The sequence below is a fragment of the Halorhodospira abdelmalekii genome (assembly GCF_016583625.1).
GTDB classification, from domain to species: Bacteria; Pseudomonadota; Gammaproteobacteria; order Nitrococcales; family Halorhodospiraceae; genus Halorhodospira; species Halorhodospira abdelmalekii.
Map to the genome: position 1 here is coordinate 1 of NZ_NRRN01000022.1, position 14,750 is coordinate 14,750.

The window sequence follows — 14,750 nt, forward strand, 5'->3', positions numbered from 1 at the left end:
CGATATTCTCCAGAAAGCCCCCCACGGCGCCCCGCGGCCCCAGCAGAACCAGCAGGTAGAACCCCATCACCGTGGGCGGCAGCACCAGCGGCATGGCCACCAGCGCCTCGATCATCACCTTGCCCCGCCACTGCGTATGGGCCAACCACCAAGCCAGCGGGGCGCACAGCACCATGAGGATACTGGTGCTGATCACCGCCAGCTTGAGAGTGATCCACAGGGCGGTCAGGTCACTGTCGCTGATGCCGAACATGCCGTTGCGCTCCCTCTGGCCGAATCACTGGACCGCGTAGCCGGCGGCTTTGATGATCCGGGCGGCATCCTCGCCCCGCATCCAGGCCATGAAGTCCCGGGCCACCTCCAGATCGCCCACCCGCTTCAGGATGACGGCCTGCTGTTCAATGGGATCGAACAGTTCCGCCGGTGGAATCCAGTGGGAACCGGGGATGTTCCCCGAGGCATCCTTGACCTGCGAAAGCGCTACAAAGCCCAACTCGGCGGCGCCGGATGCGGCCTGCGCATAGGCCTGTGTGATGTTTTGTGCGCGAACCAGGCGGCCCTCCTGGTTCAACCGGCCCCAGACTCCCAGGGACTCCAGGATCTGCTGCGCAGCCACCCCATAAGGTGCATTGCGGGGGTCGGCGGTGGACAGGAAGCGATACGACCCCTCCGTCAGGATGGTCTCAGGGTCTTCCAGCCAACCCTCCCGGCTGGACCACAGCACCGGTACGCCCACCGCATAGGTGAACCGGGAGTCTTCATGGGCCAAGCCATCGCTCACCAGGGTCTCGGCACGTAACCTATCCGCGGAAAAGAACAGATCGAAGGGGGCGCCATTGGTAATTTGCGCATACAGCGCGCCGGATGATCCACTGCTGATGGCAAAGCGATGTCCGGTCTGTTCCTCATAGCGGGCGGTGAGCTCCTGGAGCGTACCCAGGAAGTTGGCCGCCGTGGCAATCCTCATTTCCGTGGCGGTGGCCAGTGGAGGGAGGAAAAGCAGCAGCAGCGCCGTGACAAGAAGGTAGCGAAATCGGGTTTTCATGGTCGTATCCTTTTGAGTGACTGGGATCAGTCAGTGACGGCCAGCAGTACATGGGAGGCTTTGATCAGGGCGCAGGCCTCGGCCCCCTGGGTGAGCCGCCAGCCCTCGTCCGGCTGATCAGATAGGTTGTTCATGGCGTCGATGGCATCCCGGGCCGCCTTGTAGCTCATGCCGATGGCACGCGCGGCCGCCGAGATGGAGCCGGTGGCCGCCACCTGCTCAAGCAGCTGAATCCGGGCGCCGCCCAGAAAGGGCTTGCCTTGCAGCTTGAACCAGAACTGGCCTTCGATTTCCGGTTGCATGGGGGACCTTGTGGGTTGTCGTTATGTCTTTCTGTATATAACGCATGACATGCGGCAATGAATAATGCGTTGCGTGTCGAGTGCTTATAAAGCAGGTTTCGTGCCAAACCAGCGCGGGGAGGTGTGAGACAGGCACTCATGGGTGATGCACCTAGCGGCGGATCGCTGGTGAGGGGGGAGAGGGGGAAGAGCGGGCACTCCTTTGCCCACAGCACGGTTCAGTGGGAAGCAAGCTCGTTGAAGAAGGCTAGGTTGTCCTGGATCGGGGCACGGGGGGCAGGCAGAGGGACAGGCAGGGCGTCTTATTGGGGGGGTGTTGCCTCTCCTTGTTTACTGGAGCCACCGTAAATCGCTCGAAAAACGAGATCTTTTGTTTGCTTACCCCGGCAGCCTGCTTGGCGTTCTCCTTGCTGCTACAATAGTGGGAATGCTTTCGCAGTCAGCCTGGCAGATGCTTTTCTCTGTAATGATCCTGCTGGCAGTGCTGCTGAGTCTTTGCGGCTTCTCTTTCCAGCCCCGGGGCGGGGTTATTTTTTTGGGCAGTTGGGGGTCCGGGCTGATTGCTCCTATCATCCCGGCTACCGGCTACGTATTGGCGATTGGCGCGTGGTCTATACCGTCAGCGACGAAACCGTCACCGTCCATGTCATCCGGATCGCCCCGCGCGGAGGTGCCTACTAATGAGCGTGCAGATCATCGAGAAGGACGGCAGGCCCGAGTGGGCTCTAGTGCCTTATGACGAGTATCTCCGCATGGTCGAGGCCCTGGAGGACCGCAAGGACATCCAGGCCATTGAGGCGGCTCAGGGCGAAGAGACGATTCCGCACACGATCGTCAAGCGGCTGCTCGATGAAAACCCCATCCGCGTTTGGCGCGAGTACCGGGGTTTGACCATGGCTGCCCTGGCCAAGCGCTGCGGCGTGAGCGTGTCCGCCATCTCCCAGATCGAGGGCGGGCAGCGCAAGCCCTCGGTGCGCCTGCTCAAGGCGGTGGCCGAGGCCCTAGAGGTCGATATAGACGACTTGGTGCCGTAGTAGGCAGGCAGAGGGGGCAGGCCAGGGCGCCAGCGGCGCTCTCGCGTCAAACGGCTCAGATCATCGAGCCACTCGGCCAGTGTACGGCGGGTGGTTGGACGGGTGGTTGGCGGTGGTTGGAGACAGGCACTCTTGGATGGAGAAAAGGGCCAGCAGAGCCACGCCCGGGAGATGGCCAGCAATTTCATCTGATGGAGACTGAATTTTTTCTTCTCGCACTTCTGGTGGTACTGATTGGTAGCTTCATCCAAGGAGTTCTTGGATACGGTGTCACACTCTTCAGTGCACCACTGCTGTTCCTGATCAACCCGGTCTGGGTGCCGGTGCCGCTGATCATCATTGGGGGGGTGTTGCCTCTCCTTGTTTACTGGAGCCACCGTAAATCGCTCGAAAAACGAGATCTTTTGTTTGCTTACCCCGGCAGCCTGCTTGGCGTTCTCCTTGCTGCTACAATAGTGGGAATGCTTTCGCAGTCAGCCTGGCAGATGCTTTTCTCTGTAATGATCCTGCTGGCAGTGCTGCTGAGTCTTTGCGGCTTCTCTTTCCAGCCCCGGGGCGGGGTTATTTTTTTGGGCAGTTGGGGGTCCGGGCTGATGGGGACATTAACTAGTGTCGGAGGGCCGCCATTGGGATTGGCATATCAGAATGCACGACCGGACCGAGTGCGTGCCAGCCTCTCGGCCATCTTTATTCCGACCAGTGTGTTCTCCTTGTTGGCCCTCTATGCCGCCGGACGAGTGCGGTTAGATGACTGGTTGCTTGCCATATCACTTTTTCCCGCCGTGATCCTGGGTTTTTACCTTTCCCGCAGGTGGGGCAACAGGGTCTCCCCTGCTCTTTTTCGTCACCTTGTTCTGGGTATGGCAACTTTGTCGGCAGGATATTCGCTGATTTTCAATTTGATCAGGTAGCTGGATGGGGCGTCATGGGTGGCATTCACTCTCGGTGTTGCCCAGGCGCTGGGCAACACCCTGGAATTGCTTGGCGGGGCAGGGCGCGATGCCGAACATGCCGCTGGACTCTTGCGTGTCGTTCACTCCGTATCATTTTTCGCTCGAGCAGGTCAAACAGGCGACTGCCTGGCTCAAGAAAGAGAGTCAAGGCTGCGAGGAGGAGGGGAAAGAGGTTAAGACTTGCCGCGCACCGAGTGTAGTCGGGTGCTTTGGAAGGGGAAATGGTGGAGCCGAGGGGAGTCGAACCCCTGACCTCGACAATGCGAATGTCGCGCTCTCCCAACTGAGCTACGGCCCCTACATGAACTCCCAGGTTACCACGTTCATCGCTCTACGCCAAGAGGGCGCCCGGCAACGGTTGCGTGCTTTTGACCAAGAGCTCGCCCCTCCGGCTGGCCGCCGGTCACCCATCGGCCGCCCCCACCAGCAGCCACTCCAGCAGTGCCTTCTGCGCGTGCAGCCGGTTCTCGGCCTCATCCCAGACCACACTCTGCGGCCCCTCAAAGACCTCCGCGCTGACCTCCTCGCCGCGATGCGCCGGCAGGCAGTGCATAAAGAGGGCATCCGGCGCGGCTGCAGCCATCACCGTTGCATCGACGCAGAAGCCGGTAAAGGCTGCCTCCCGCTGCGCCTGCTCCTCCTCTTGCCCCATGCTCGCCCAGACATCGGTAGTGACCAGATCGGCCCCGGCGGCTGCTTCACGCGGCGTATCGAAGAGCGTGACCCGACCGCGCCCTTGCTCTAATACCGCCTCTGGCGGCCGGTAGCCCGGCGGCGTGGCAATCTGCAGCTCGAAATCGAGCAGCCCAGCCGCCTCGATCCAGCTCGTGCACATATTGTTGCCATCGCCAATCCATGCCACCCGGCGTCCGCTGATCGGACCGCGGTGCTCGATAAAGGTCTGCAGGTCGGCCAGCAGCTGACACGGGTGGTTGTAGTCCGACAGCCCATTGATGACCGGAACCGAGGCGTAGGCAGCGAAGCGCTCCAGCCCGGCGTGGGCGAAGGTGCGGATCATCACCGCATCGACCATGCGCGAGAGCACCCGCGCGGTATCCTCGATCGGCTCGCCGCGGCCGAGCTGCGCGTGCTCCGGGGCGAGAAAGATCGCATGTCCACCGAGCTGCGCCATGCCGCTCTCAAACGAGACGCGGGTGCGCGTCGAGGCCTTCTCGAAGATCATCCCGAGCACCCGCCCGGTCAAGGGTTGATGCAGTTCGCCGCGGCGCTGGATCGCCTTGAGTTCGGCGGCACGGCGGAGCAGGGCATCGATCTCATCGGCGCTACAATCGCACAGCGAGAGGAAGTGGCGCATAGCACGCCCTCCATCGGTTAACGTGTTAGGGAATCAGGCCCGGGGTTTTGCCGAGGAACTGGCTGAGGAGTGGGCCAGGGATGGGTCCGAAGATTGAGACGCCGCCGCAGCCGTCTGCTCAGCGATGAGAGTCGCCACCCCATCGGCCAGGTGCATCCACTCTTGATCGCGGATGGTCAGCGGCGGCAGCAGGCGGACCACCGAGCCGGCGGTGACGTTGATCAGCAGGCCGTGATCCAGTCCGCGCTGGGGCAGGCTGGAGAGATCGCCAGTCAAGGCCGTATCGAGCTCAATGCCGATCATCAGCCCCTGGCCACGGATCTCGCGCACGGCCGGGTGGCCGTCGAGCTGTTCGCGCAGGCACTCGCGCAGCGCCGTACCGGCCTCCGCGGCGTTCGCCACCCAGCCCTCCTGCTCCAGCACATCGAGCACCGCCAGTGCTGCACGCGCCGCGAGCGGGTTGCCGCCGAAGGTCGTGCCGTGGCTCCCCGGCCCAAAGCTCGGGGCGACGGCGGCCGTCGTCAAACAGGCCCCGATCGGCATGCCGTTGCCGAGCGCCTTAGCAATTGTGACCACATCGGGGCGGATCTCAGCGTGCTCGTAGGCAAACATTCGGCCCGTTCGGCCGATCCCGGTCTGGATCTCATCAAGCAGCAGCAGCCAGCCGCGGGCATCGCAGAGTTCGCGTACAGCGGCTAGATAGCCCTCCGGCGGGATACGCACACCGCCTTCCCCTTGGATCGGCTCGAGCAGCACCGCGCAGATACGCTCATCGTCGAGGGCACGCAGTGATTCGATATCGGCGTAGGGGGTGCGCACAAAGCCGCCGGGCAGTGGGGCAAAGCCGTGCTGCGCGCTCGGGTTGCCGGTCGCGGCCAGCGCCCCCAGGGTGCGGCCGTGGAAAGCGCCGTCGGCGACGACGATCTGCGGCTCGTCGATGCCGCGCTCATCATGGGCGTAGCGACGCGCGAGCTTAATCGCCGCTTCGTTCGCCTCAGCGCCGGAGTTGCAGAAGAAGACCGCATCGAGGCCACTGAGTTGGCAGAGGCGTTCGGCGAGCTGCTCCTGCAGCGGGATGCGGTAGAGGTTCGAGGTGTGCATCAGCGTCTGCGCCTGCTCGGCGATGGCCGCGGCGACCCGCGGATGGCTGTGCCCGAGCAGACAGACGGCGATCCCGGCGATGCCGTCGAGGTAGGCTCGCCCCTGCTCATCGAAGAGCCAGCTCCCCTCACCGCGGGTGAAGGCCACCGGGAGACGCTTATAGGTCGGCATCAGCGCACTCATCTTAATCGGCGCCCGCTACTTGCGCCCAGCACCGAGGCGCAGCCGCAGGGCGTTGAGGCGAATAAAGCCCTCGGCGTCCTTTTGGTTGTAGGCGCCGGCATCGTCCTCGAAGGTAGCGACCGAGGCATCAAAGAGACTCTGCGGCGATTGCCGCCCAACGACGGTGACGTTGCCCTTATAGAGCTGCAGCCGCACCGTACCGTTGACGTGGCGCTGAGTGTGGTCGATCAGCGCCTGCAGCGCTTCGCGCTCGGGGCTGAACCAGTAGCCGTTGTAGATCAGCTCGGCGTAGCGCGGCATGAGCTCATCTTTCAAATGCGCCGCGTTGCGATCGAGGGTGATCGACTCGATCGCCCGGTGGGCACGCAGCAGGATCGTCCCGCCGGGGGTCTCGTAGCAGCCGCGCGACTTCATGCCGACGTAGCGATTCTCAACGATATCGATGCGACCGATGCCGTGTTCACCGCCGAGCTCGTTCAGGCGGGCCAGCAGGGCGGCCGGTGAGAGCGCTTCGCCGTCGATGGCGACTGGGTCGCCGCCGGCGAACTCGATATCGATGGTCTGTGGCCGATCCGGCGCCTCCTCGGGGCTGCGGGTCCAGCGCCACATGTGCGCCTCGGCCGGCGTCCAGGTGTCCTCCAGCACGCCGCCTTCGTAGGAGATATGAAGCAGATTGGCGTCCATGGAGTAGGGCGAGCCGCCGTCCGCCGTCTTGCCCTCAATATCGATACCGTGGCGCTCAGCGTACTCCAGCAGCCGCTCACGCGAGTTCAGGTCCCACTCACGCCACGGTGCGATGACGCGGATGCCGGGCTCAAGGCCGTAGTAGCCGAGCTCAAAACGGACCTGGTCGTTGCCCTTGCCGGTGGCGCCGTGAGCGACAGCGTCGGCGCCGGTCTCGCGCGCAATCTCGACCTGCCGCTTGGCGATCAGCGGCCTAGCGATCGAAGTGCCGAGCAGGTACTCGCCTTCGTAGAGGGCGTTGGCGCGGAACATCGGGAAGACGAAATCGCGCGCGAACTCTTCGCGCAGATCGTCGATGTAGATCTCGCGCACGCCGAACGCCTCGGCCTTACGCCGCGCCGGTTCGAGCTCCTCGCCCTGACCGAGATCGGCCGTGAAGGTGACGACCTCGCAGCCGTAGGTCTCTTCGAGCCATTTGAGAATAACCGAAGTATCGAGGCCGCCGGAGTAGGCCAGGACGACTTTCTTGACGTTGCTGAGGTCGGACATGAAGACGCGGCTCCGCTTGTTTGAGAAAATCACTCTGTTCTGTTCTGTTCTGTTCTGTTCTGTTCTGTTCTGTTCTGTTCTGTTCTGTTCTGAATCGGGAAAAGGGGCAGCCCCCATTTTTCTTGCCCACCGTCCGGATCCGAGACTAGAGCAAAGCGCCCAGTATAACAATGTTCCGCAGCGAGGCGGTATGCACCTTCGTAAAATGCCACCCCTGGTGTACAATCGGCCGCACGCAAACAGACCCGGTCTGCGCCGGAAAACCGACGAGCACACTGAAGCGATGGCCGAAGAGCGATCCGACCCCCCCGGCTCCGCGCCGACGACAAACCCTGCCGACCTTCCTGCCGAGGGGCCGCTGATCCGTACCCGGTTTCGCGGCTTTCTGCCCGTTGTCGTGGACGTCGAGACCGGTGGCCTCCAGGCCGAGACCGATGCCTTGCTGCAGATCGCGGCGGTCATCGTCCGCTTCGACCCAGAGAGCGGCCAACTTACACCGACCGAGACCCACACCTGCCACGTCGAGCCCTTCGAGGGGGCGCGCATCGACCCGAAGGCCCTCGAACTCAACGGCATCATCCCCGATCACCCGCTGCGCATGGCGCTGTCAGAACGCGAGGCACTGCGCAAGGTCTTTAACCCAATCCGCGAAGAGCTGCGCCAGACCGGCTGCAACCGGGCCGTCTTAGTCGGGCATAACGCCTTCTTCGATCTTGGCTTTTTGAATGCGGCAGTGGCCCGAACGCAGTTTAAACGCAACCCCTTCCACCCCTTCTCCAGTTTCGATACGGCTACCCTCGGCGGCCTCGCTTTCGGCCAGACCGTCCTAGCCAAAGCGGCCCACGCCGCCGGCATCGGCTGGGACACGCGGGAGGCACACTCAGCCATCTACGACGCTGAGAAGACCGCCGAGCTCTTCTGCGCCATCGTCAACCAGTGGGACAACGCCGTCGGCCGCCCCTCCAGCTTCGCCAAGCAAGTGTCGGGTCGCTAGAGACCGTCTGGTGTTGCCGCAGACGGGGCGGGAGCCCCGCTTAGATAGTGTCTGCAAGCGTGACGAGCCAATGCGTAGGGGCTGACAGCGCCCCCAGGCGAGGTCTCGGCCGCAGGGATGCGGCCGCGAAGCCTCCAGGGATGGATTCACGGCGTCCTCGCATGGGGGGCCTGTCACGCCCCCGCGCTGCAAACTATAGGCACTAACCCCCGAGCCCCGAACTGACAAAACCGAACCAGCCTATTGCCGCGTAACCACCGACCAAGCGACCTCCCCCCCAGCCCGGAGCGGCACGATACACGCATCCCCCGACTCATCCCCCGCACCGTAAAACTCCGGAACCGACTCCACCTGCCGACGCAAAGTCAGCGTCTGCCCACTCACCGGCAACCCGTAAAACTCCGGGCCATTGCGGCTGGCAAACGCCTCAAAATGCCCCAGCGCCCCAACCGAATCGAACGCCTCAGCGTAGAGCGCCAACGCCCAAGGTGCCGAAAAACAGCCCGCACAGCCGCACGCCGACTCCTTCGCCCCACGCGGATGCGGTGCCGAGTCAGTACCGAGAAAGACCCGCGGATGGCCCGAAGTCGCCGCCTCAAGCAGAGCAACCCGATCCGCCTCGCGCTTTAAAATCGGCATACAGTAAAGATGCGGCCGCAGCCCCCCGCTGAGCAGCGCATTGCGATTGTAGAGTAGATGCTGCGGCGTAAAAGTACCGGCCAGGTTCGCCTCGTTGCCCGTGACCAGCCGTGCCCCCTCGGCCGAGGTGACGTGCTCCAGTACCACCTTCAACCGCCGATGCCGCGCCATAGCCGGCAGCAGCGTACGCTCGATAAAGACCTGCTCACGCTCAAAGATATCGAGTTCTGCGGCGTTCTCCTCACCGTGGACCAGCAACGGGAGCCCGAGCTCGGCCATCGCCGCCAGCGTCTCATCACACGCCCGCAGATCGTGCACCCCCGCCTCCGAGTGCGTCGTCGCCCCCGCCGGATAGAGCTTCACCGCCTGAACAAAGCCGCTCGCTGCCGCCTGCTCAATCTCTTGCGGTGTCGTCTGCGCCGTCAAGTAAAGCGTCATCAGCGGCGTAAAATCACTCCCCGGAGGCAGCGCAGCAAGAATCCGCTCCCGATAGGCCGCCGCCTGCTCGACCGTCGTCACCGGCGGGCGCAAGTTCGGCATAATGATCGCGCGACCAAAGTGGGCGGCACTGTAGCCGACGACCGCCTGCAGCAGCGGACCGTCGCGCAAGTGCAGATGCCAGTCGTCGGGGCGCGGAATCGTCAATTCGTCCATTAATGCTCTCCTCGATGATCAGGTTCCACCGTGCTCCCCCGCGTCCCCCGTATGTTGCGCAGTGTGTTGCGCAGTGTTTTTCGCACCGCTGCCGGCTGCACTTGGAGCCGAACCAGCCTCACGCCCAGCGTCGACATGCCCAGAACGCTCAGCACGCGCCCAATCACACAGATCCGCAACGATACAGTCGGCACACCGCGGCTTGCGCGCCGTACAAGTGTAACGCCCATGGAGAATCAGCCAGTGATGGGCATGCAAACGAAAGGGCTCCGGCGTGACCGCCTCCAGCTGCGTCTCGACCGTAAGCACATCGCGCCCCGGCGCCAGCCCACTGCGGTTAGCGACCCGGAAGACGTGCGTATCGACCGCGATGGTCGGCTCCCCAAAGGCGGTGTTCAAGATCACATTCGCCGTCTTGCGCCCGACCCCCGGCAGCGCTTCGAGCTCCGCGCGCGTGCGCGGCACCGCCCCATCGTGTCGCTCCAGCAGTAGCTGCGAGGCGGCCACGATATGGCGCGCCTTGCTGTTGTAGAGTCCAATGGTGCGGATATACGACTTTAACCCGGCCTCGCCGAGAGCCACCATGCGCGCTGGGGTAGCGGCGACGGCGAAGAGCGCCGCTGTGGCGGCATTGACACTGCGATCCGTGCTCTGCGCCGAGAGGATCACGGCGACTAAGAGCTCGAAGGGGGAGCGGTAGTTAAGCTCAGTGCGCGGCTCGGGGAGGGCGGCACAGAGCCGGCGGTAAAACTCGTAGCAGCGATCGGGCTCCATTCACCACTCCCGCACCCCAGGCTGTGCCGCGAAGCCTGTCTCAGCCCCTATTACGAGCGATCATCCAGGCGATTCTTCAGCGCCAGCAGCAAGGCCAGACCGATAAAGGCCCCCGGCGGCAGAATCGCCAACAAGAAGAGATCGCCCTCGACCAGTTCGATCGTCCAGCCGGCAGCCACCGGCCCGAAGAGCTGTTCAGCCCCTGCCAACAGCGTCCCCCGGCCGATCAACTCACGCAGAGCGCCGAGCACCACCAGCACGGCGGCAAAGCCACACCCCATGGCCACGCCATCGATTGCCGCCGGTCCGACCGGATGGCGCGAGGCGAAAGCCTCGGCGCGTCCGAGGATCGCACAGTTGGTGACGATCAGCGGCAGGAAGAGCCCCAGCGTGCGATAGAGATCGTGCAGCCAGGCGGCGACCAGCAGCTCGACGATCGTCACGAACGAGGCGATGACCAAGATAAAGACCGGAATGCGCACATCTTGCGGCACCCAGTTGCGAATCAGCGAGACCACCACACTCGAGGCCGTCAGCACCAGCAGGGTCGCAATCCCCAGCCCCAGACCGGCGACTGCCGTACTCGTCACCGCCAACAGCGGACAGAGGCCGAGCAGCTGAACCAGGGCGGCGTTGTTGCGCCATAGCCCCTCGCGCCAGATCGTCCTGCTCTGCGGTGCCGGTGTCGTCATGCCTCTCCGCTTGCCTCCCCGTTATCCTCACCGCCTGCGGCGGTTTCCGGCGGCTCACCACGAAACGCCTCCGGGTCGGCGGCGACCGCCTCCAGGACCTGACGCACCGCAGCGACGACCGCGCGCGCTGAGACCGTCGCTCCGGTGATGCCGTCGAACGCCCCGCCATCGCCGCGCAGCTTCCACTCTGCTGCCTCCGGATCGCCGAGGGTGCGCCCGGCAAAGGCCTCGATCCAGTCGCTGCGGCTCGCCTCAATGCCATCACCGAGGCCCGGCGTCTCGCGGTGACTGATCACGCGCACGGCGACAACCTGCTGCTCGGCATCGATACCGACCAGCAACCGGATCGGCCCGGCGTAGCCCTCCGGGGTCTCCGCCTCAATGGCCGCGCCGAGATAGCGCTCACCGGCGTAGGCCGGATAGACCCGCGCCGGGGGGCCGCCGGCGATCGGTGATGGGCGCTCGAAGTGGGCATCGGCCGGTTCGTTGTCGTAGCCCGTAGGCAGCACCGCCTCCAGTCGATCGAGCACCACCTGCTGCTCGGCGGCGAGGATCCGATCACGCGTCAGCTCATAGACGCCGGCGACCAAGGTCAGTCCGAGGCCGACGAAGATCGCCAGCACCGTGCCAGAACGCATTGCCGTAGGCCAAGCCATAGTGCGACCGCTCCTTCACTGTCCAAAACTGTTCAGAGCGGGTCGGGCCGCTCGCCGATTACTTCTAACTGCTTATCGCGTATCACCGCTTACCGCTTACCGCTTACCGCTTACCGCTTACCGCTTACCGCTTACCGCTCACGAATCCGCCGTCCCGCGCCACGAGCGGCGAACCCAATAGTCGAGCAGCGGGGCGGTGGCATTCATCATCAGGATAGCAAAGGCAAAGCCGTCGGGATGACCGCCGAGTTCACGAATGACCATCGCCACCACACCGATGCCGGCGGCGTAGAGCCAGCGGGCGCGGCTCTCCACCGGTGCGGTCACCGGGTCGGTGGCGATAAAAAAGGCGACCATCAGGGTCGCGCCGGCTAGCAAGTGGAAGCCGACCGCAGCGCCGTCAGTGACCACCGCGAACAGCGCCGCTGTCGCCGCCGTCCCGATGAGCACCCCGCTCGGCAGCCGCCAATCGATCGTGCGGCGGGCCACCAGACCGATGCCGCCGAGCAAAAAGGCCAGCCCCAACCACGTCCACGCCCCCGTCGCTGCCAGCCCCGGCACCGCCGCCTCATGAGCGAGCAGCGCCGCCAGGCCGTCGGTCGCTAGCCGATCGAGGGGGGTGGCGTGGGTGAGGGCGTCGGCGAGCGGGGTGAGCTCACCGCTAAGAAAGTAGCGCCACGCCTCGCCGTTGCTGATCACCGCGCCGAGGGTCGGATCGGGTGCCGGCCACATCCCGGTCGCTTGCGGAAAGGCCAGCACCACCGCCACATAGCCGACGATCGCCGGGTTAAAGACGTTCTGCCCCAGACCACCGTAGACCTGCTTACCAAGCAGTACCGCCAGCGCCCCGGCCAGCGCCGGAATCCACCACGGCAGCAGCGGCGGTAGACAGAGGCCGATGATCAACGCGGTGACCAGGACGCTGCCATCGCCGAGGGCGGCGCGCACCGAGCCGCCCCGCGCGCGCACCGCTACCGCCTCGACCAACGTGGCCGCCACCAGAACCGTCGCGATGTTGAGCGCAACCCCGACCCCGAAGAGCCAAATCGAGACCGCTGCAGCCGGCGTCAGCGCAAGCAGGACCTCTCCCATGATCCTGGGCGTTGTCAGTGCTGCCAATCCTTAAGCTCCCTTGTTTGCAATCGCCTCGCGCTTGCGTTGCCGTGCCGCCTCCTTCTCGCGCTTACGGCGGGACGCGCGCAGCTGTCGCGCCTCAAAGCGCTCGCGGGCGCGTTCGGCGCGCTCACGCTCACAGAGACGGACGCGGGTGGCATCGCGGGCGTGCCCGAGCACCCCGGCGAGCGGAATCGAGCTCGGGCAGACCAACTCGCAGCTGGCACAACCGGTGCAGCGCAGCGGGTCGAGGTCGATACTCGGGGCCGGCTCACCGACCCCAACCCCAGCGCGGATGCGACTGACCATCTCGTGCGGGCGCAGCCCCTCGGGGCAGACTAGGGTACAGCGGGTGCAGCGAATACACGGCTGCTCCGGCAGCGGCGTCTCGGCAACACTCTCAAGGATGACGCCGCTCATGCCGTGGGTGACCGGCGCCGAGCGATCGCGCAGCGGCAGTCCCATGATGCCGCCGCCGACCAGTATCCGCCCCTGTGGTTCGCCGGCTGCAGCGATCACCGCTGCCAACGGCGTGCCGACCGCCACCCAGTAGTTCCCCGGGTGCTCGGCCGCGCCACCGCTGATGGTCAGCAGCCGCGCCATCGACGGCTCGCCGTGCACCACCGCACGCTCGATCGCGTAGAGGGTCGAGACGTTCTGACAGACCACACCGACCGTCGGCGGCCGCGCCCCCGGCGGGACCACCCGCCCCGTCGCCGGGTAGACGATGTGGCGCTCGTTGCCCGCCGGATAGAGCGCATCGACGGTCACCACGCGAATCCCGCCGCCGGCCGCAGCAATGGCCCGGCGGGCGGCCTCGGCAGCGTAGCGCGATCCGGCCTTCACCGCGACCAAGATCTGCTCCGCGCCGCACGCCCGTGCTGCGATTCGTGCCCCGGCGATCACCTCATCGGCGTGTTGGCAGAGTAGCGTCTCATCGCAGGTCAAATAGGTGTCGCACTCGACGCCGTTGACCACCAGCACATCGACCCCGCACTCGGCGGCATCGGCCAGCTTCAGTGCCGAGGGGAAGGCGCCGCCACCCATGCCACGAATCCCGGCCTGCCGGATGCGTTCCAGCAACACCTGTGGCGGCTGAGCAAGCGGCGGATCGAGCGGCGGCATCGGCAGCACCGCGCTCTGCTCATCGTCGGGGCGGAGGATCAGGCAGCGGACGCGCGCCGCGCTCGGATGGACGATCGGATGGTGCTCAAAGCCTTCCACGACACCGGCAGCCGGGGCGTGCAGCGGGACCGTGGCATCCGGCATCGTCAACGGGGTGCCGCGACGCACCCGCTCCCCCGGTTGCTGTGCCGGCGTCAGTGGGGTGCCGGTGTGATCGAGCAGCGGCAAGATCAGCCGCTCGGGTAGGGCTAAGGTCGTCGGTGTGCTGCCGCGCGAGGTCTGCTTGGCATCGCGGACCCAGACCTCGCCGAGGCGCGGCTCGCTGTGCGGATGGCGCACTGGACCGGGGCGCAGCAGCGGCTCGGCGCGCGTGCTCTGCGGCGTTGGCAGCGGGCGGATGCGGCTGCTCAGCGGTACTTCGACCGCCTCCATGGTGATGCAGTCGACCGGGCAGGTGGCGACACAGAGCTGACAGCCGGTGCACTCACTGCGCAGCACCGTGTGCAGCTGTTTCGGGGCGCCGACGATGGCATCGACCGGACAGGCCGGCAAGCAGCGGGTGCAGCCGATGCACTGCGCCTCATCGATGCGGGCGACGAGCGGGCCGTTCCCCTCCGCCTCATCAATCGGCTCCGGATCGACCTGCAGCAACTCGGCGAGCGCCTGCACCGTAGCGCTGCCGCCGGGGGCGCAGAGATTGATCGGCGCACTGCCAGCAGCAATCGCCTCAGCGTAGGGACGACAGCCGGGATAGCCGCACTGCCCGCACTGGGTCTGCGGCAGCAGGGCATCAATGCGCTCGACGACCGGATCGCGCTGCCCCGCGAGGCGGCGTCCGGCGAGTCCGAGACCGATCCCGCACAGCCCGGCCAGCAGGGTAAGTGTGATGACAGCGTTTAACACCATGCACCTAGTCTCTCACGTCGGTGTCTCAATG

Annotated in this window: 15 protein-coding genes, 1 tRNA gene and 1 pseudogene; 4 read left to right on the forward strand and 13 right to left on the reverse strand. The window is 65.1% G+C overall.

Annotation, left to right across the window (positions count from 1 at the left end; all coding sequences use genetic code 11):
* The 3 genes and pseudogenes from CKO15_RS06915 to CKO15_RS06925 form a co-directional block, all read right to left on the reverse strand.
* Nucleotides 1-253, reverse strand: a pseudogene (locus CKO15_RS06915) (molybdate ABC transporter permease subunit); the annotation flags it as partial.
* A 24-nt stretch (nucleotides 254-277) separates the two neighbouring features.
* On the reverse strand, nucleotides 278-1,045 hold the full coding sequence (gene modA / locus CKO15_RS06920) for a molybdate ABC transporter substrate-binding protein (RefSeq protein ID WP_200193908.1): 768 nt from the start codon (nucleotides 1,043-1,045) through the stop codon (nucleotides 278-280).
* A gap of 26 nt (nucleotides 1,046-1,071) precedes the next feature.
* Nucleotides 1,072-1,347: a winged helix-turn-helix domain-containing protein gene (locus tag CKO15_RS06925; RefSeq protein ID WP_338036013.1), complete on the reverse strand. Its 276-nt coding sequence runs from the start codon at nucleotides 1,345-1,347 to the stop codon at nucleotides 1,072-1,074.
* A 495-nt stretch (nucleotides 1,348-1,842) separates the two neighbouring features.
* Between CKO15_RS06925 and CKO15_RS14670 the strand changes: the two genes are divergently transcribed.
* From CKO15_RS14670 to CKO15_RS06940, 3 genes are all read left to right on the forward strand, one after another.
* Nucleotides 1,843-2,028: a type II toxin-antitoxin system RelE family toxin gene (locus CKO15_RS14670; protein ID WP_420842123.1), complete on the forward strand. Its 186-nt coding sequence runs from the start codon at nucleotides 1,843-1,845 to the stop codon at nucleotides 2,026-2,028.
* Entirely contained in the window at nucleotides 2,028-2,381 is a 354-nt protein-coding gene (locus CKO15_RS06935; RefSeq protein ID WP_200193912.1) for a helix-turn-helix domain-containing protein, read from the forward strand. Before CKO15_RS14670 ends, CKO15_RS06935 begins: the two co-directional genes overlap by 1 nt.
* Nucleotides 2,382-2,572: 191 nt before the next feature.
* Complete coding sequence (locus tag CKO15_RS06940; RefSeq protein ID WP_200193914.1) at nucleotides 2,573-3,292, forward strand: sulfite exporter TauE/SafE family protein; 720 nt, start codon at nucleotides 2,573-2,575, stop codon at nucleotides 3,290-3,292.
* Between the two features lie 264 nt (nucleotides 3,293-3,556).
* On the opposite strand, the gene CKO15_RS06945 is transcribed toward CKO15_RS06940, so the two are convergent.
* The 4 genes from CKO15_RS06945 to CKO15_RS06960 form a co-directional block, all read right to left on the reverse strand.
* Nucleotides 3,557-3,632 (reverse strand) — tRNA-Ala (locus CKO15_RS06945).
* A 105-nt stretch (nucleotides 3,633-3,737) separates the two neighbouring features.
* Nucleotides 3,738-4,649: an ornithine carbamoyltransferase gene (argF, locus tag CKO15_RS06950; protein ID WP_200193916.1), complete on the reverse strand. Its 912-nt coding sequence runs from the start codon at nucleotides 4,647-4,649 to the stop codon at nucleotides 3,738-3,740.
* Between the two features lie 33 nt (nucleotides 4,650-4,682).
* Entirely contained in the window at nucleotides 4,683-5,933 is a 1,251-nt protein-coding gene (locus CKO15_RS06955) for an aspartate aminotransferase family protein (protein ID WP_200193918.1), read from the reverse strand.
* Between the two features lie 15 nt (nucleotides 5,934-5,948).
* Nucleotides 5,949-7,166, reverse strand: a complete 1,218-nt coding sequence (locus CKO15_RS06960; protein WP_200193920.1) for an argininosuccinate synthase — start codon at nucleotides 7,164-7,166, stop codon at nucleotides 5,949-5,951.
* 283 nt (nucleotides 7,167-7,449) lie between these two features.
* Between CKO15_RS06960 and rnt the strand changes: the two genes are divergently transcribed.
* Nucleotides 7,450-8,160 (forward strand): ribonuclease T, encoded by a 711-nt coding sequence (rnt, locus tag CKO15_RS06965; protein ID WP_200193922.1) that lies wholly within the window; start codon nucleotides 7,450-7,452, stop codon nucleotides 8,158-8,160.
* A gap of 240 nt (nucleotides 8,161-8,400) precedes the next feature.
* Here rnt and pyrC read toward each other — a convergent pair whose 3' ends face one another.
* The 6 genes from pyrC to rsxC all read right to left on the reverse strand — a co-directional run bounded on the left by pyrC (nucleotide 8,401) and on the right by rsxC (nucleotide 14,719).
* Nucleotides 8,401-9,453 carry a dihydroorotase gene (gene pyrC, locus CKO15_RS06970; RefSeq protein WP_200193924.1) on the reverse strand — a complete coding sequence of 351 codons (1,053 nt, stop codon included), beginning with the start codon at nucleotides 9,451-9,453 and terminating at the stop codon, nucleotides 8,401-8,403.
* An 18-nt stretch (nucleotides 9,454-9,471) separates the two neighbouring features.
* Entirely contained in the window at nucleotides 9,472-10,227 is a 756-nt protein-coding gene (gene nth / locus CKO15_RS06975; RefSeq protein ID WP_200193926.1) for an endonuclease III, read from the reverse strand.
* A gap of 50 nt (nucleotides 10,228-10,277) precedes the next feature.
* Nucleotides 10,278-10,919, reverse strand: a complete 642-nt coding sequence (locus CKO15_RS06980) for an electron transport complex subunit E (RefSeq protein ID WP_200193928.1) — start codon at nucleotides 10,917-10,919, stop codon at nucleotides 10,278-10,280.
* The gene (locus CKO15_RS06985) at nucleotides 10,916-11,575 is read right to left on the reverse strand and encodes an RnfABCDGE type electron transport complex subunit G (protein ID WP_200193930.1); all 660 of its coding nucleotides are present in this window, start codon (nucleotides 11,573-11,575) and stop codon (nucleotides 10,916-10,918) included. The genes CKO15_RS06980 and CKO15_RS06985 overlap by 4 nt, the downstream gene beginning before the upstream one ends.
* Nucleotides 11,576-11,713: 138 nt before the next feature.
* Entirely contained in the window at nucleotides 11,714-12,694 is a 981-nt protein-coding gene (locus tag CKO15_RS06990) for an RnfABCDGE type electron transport complex subunit D (RefSeq protein WP_200193932.1), read from the reverse strand.
* A gap of 3 nt (nucleotides 12,695-12,697) precedes the next feature.
* Nucleotides 12,698-14,719 (reverse strand): electron transport complex subunit RsxC, encoded by a 2,022-nt coding sequence (gene rsxC, locus CKO15_RS06995; protein ID WP_200193934.1) that lies wholly within the window; start codon nucleotides 14,717-14,719, stop codon nucleotides 12,698-12,700.
* Nucleotides 14,720-14,750: the final 31 nt, after the last annotated feature.

Excerpts from the sequence above, each read along its gene's own strand:
- modA (WP_200193908.1), bottom strand. The coding sequence starts at position 1,045 with ATGAAAACCCGATTTCGCTACCTTCTTGTCACGGCGCTGCTGCTGCTT.
- CKO15_RS06925 (WP_338036013.1), bottom strand. The coding sequence starts at position 1,347 with ATGCAACCGGAAATCGAAGGCCAGTTCTGGTTCAAGCTGCAAGGCAAG.
- CKO15_RS06935 (WP_200193912.1), top strand. The coding sequence starts at position 2,028 with ATGAGCGTGCAGATCATCGAGAAGGACGGCAGGCCCGAGTGGGCTCTA.
- CKO15_RS06940 (WP_200193914.1), top strand. The coding sequence starts at position 2,573 with ATGGAGACTGAATTTTTTCTTCTCGCACTTCTGGTGGTACTGATTGGT.
- argF (WP_200193916.1), bottom strand. The coding sequence starts at position 4,649 with ATGCGCCACTTCCTCTCGCTGTGCGATTGTAGCGCCGATGAGATCGAT.
- CKO15_RS06955 (WP_200193918.1), bottom strand. The coding sequence starts at position 5,933 with ATGAGTGCGCTGATGCCGACCTATAAGCGTCTCCCGGTGGCCTTCACC.
- CKO15_RS06960 (WP_200193920.1), bottom strand. The coding sequence starts at position 7,166 with ATGTCCGACCTCAGCAACGTCAAGAAAGTCGTCCTGGCCTACTCCGGC.
- rnt (WP_200193922.1), top strand. The coding sequence starts at position 7,450 with ATGGCCGAAGAGCGATCCGACCCCCCCGGCTCCGCGCCGACGACAAAC.
- pyrC (WP_200193924.1), bottom strand. The coding sequence starts at position 9,453 with ATGGACGAATTGACGATTCCGCGCCCCGACGACTGGCATCTGCACTTG.
- nth (WP_200193926.1), bottom strand. The coding sequence starts at position 10,227 with ATGGAGCCCGATCGCTGCTACGAGTTTTACCGCCGGCTCTGTGCCGCC.
- CKO15_RS06980 (WP_200193928.1), bottom strand. The coding sequence starts at position 10,919 with ATGACGACACCGGCACCGCAGAGCAGGACGATCTGGCGCGAGGGGCTA.
- CKO15_RS06985 (WP_200193930.1), bottom strand. The coding sequence starts at position 11,575 with ATGGCTTGGCCTACGGCAATGCGTTCTGGCACGGTGCTGGCGATCTTC.
- rsxC (WP_200193934.1), bottom strand. The coding sequence starts at position 14,719 with ATGGTGTTAAACGCTGTCATCACACTTACCCTGCTGGCCGGGCTGTGC.